Origin of the sequence: Streptomyces sp. SID13666 (assembly GCF_010548325.1) — a bacterium.
GTDB lineage: Bacteria > Actinomycetota > Actinomycetes > Streptomycetales > Streptomycetaceae > Actinacidiphila > Actinacidiphila fildesensis.
The window spans coordinates 1-1,012 of record NZ_JAAGLX010000124.1 but is presented as its reverse complement, the minus strand read 5'-3'; the positions used below and the strand labels follow the sequence as shown (position 1 = coordinate 1,012).

Annotated in this window: 1 pseudogene; it reads left to right on the top strand. The window is 69.5% G+C overall.

Features of this window, described 5'->3' with window-relative positions:
* Positions 1 to 1,012, top strand: a pseudogene (locus G3I60_RS43665) (glycoside hydrolase family 92 protein); the annotation flags it as partial.

Genomic DNA, 1,012 nt, shown 5'->3' with positions numbered 1-1,012 from the left:
GACCACGCCGAGCGCGACCCGGACGACTGGACGCTCCAGGGCTCAGCGGACGGGACGACGGGCTGGAAGACCCTCGACAGCCGCACGGGCGAGTCGTTCGCCGAGCGTTTCCGGACCAGGTCTTACGACCTGTCAGCACCTGCCGAGTACCAGCACTTCCGGCTCGACATCGGACGGAACAACGGGGGCGCCATCACGCAGCTCGCCGATGTCCAGTTCTCGACGGGCAGCGTCGACGCGCCCGTGCCCCGGGACATGCTGTCGCTGGTCGACCGCGGCCCGAGCGGCTCGCCGACCGCGAAGGCCCGCGCCGGTTTCACGGGCAAACGGGCGCTGCGGTACGCCGGAACACACCGGGCGGCCGGACGGGCGTACTCGGCCAACAAGGTGTTCGACGTGAACGTGGCCGTCGACCGGGACACCGAGCTGTCGTACCGGATCTTCCCGTCCATGGCGGACGGCGATCTCGACTACGCCGCCACGAACGTCTCGGTGGACCTGGCCTTCACGGACGGAACCCTTCTGAGTGAACTTCAGGCGGTCGACCAGCACGGCTTCGCGCTGACGCCGCAGGGGCAGGGCGCGGCCAAGGGGTTGTACGTCAACCAGTGGAACCACGTGGCCTCGCGGATCGGGTCCGTGGCGCAGGGAAGGACCGTCGACCGGGTGCTGGTGGCGTACGACTCGCCGACCGGTCCCGCGAGGTTCCGGGGCTGGCTCGACGACGTGACGCTCCGGTCCGTCGCCCCCGAGCCACCTCGGGAACACCTGTCCGACTATGCGGTGACGACCCGGGGCACCAACTCCAGCGGCGGCTTCTCCCGGGGTAACAACTTCCCGGCGACGGCTGTGCCGCACGGTTTCAACTTCTGGACGCCGGTGACCAACGCGGGCTCGCTGAGCTGGCTGTACGACTACGCACGGGCCAACAACGCCGACAACCTGCCGACGATCCAGGCGTTCAGCGCGAGTCATGAGCCGAGCCCCTGGATGCGCGACCGGCAGACCGTCC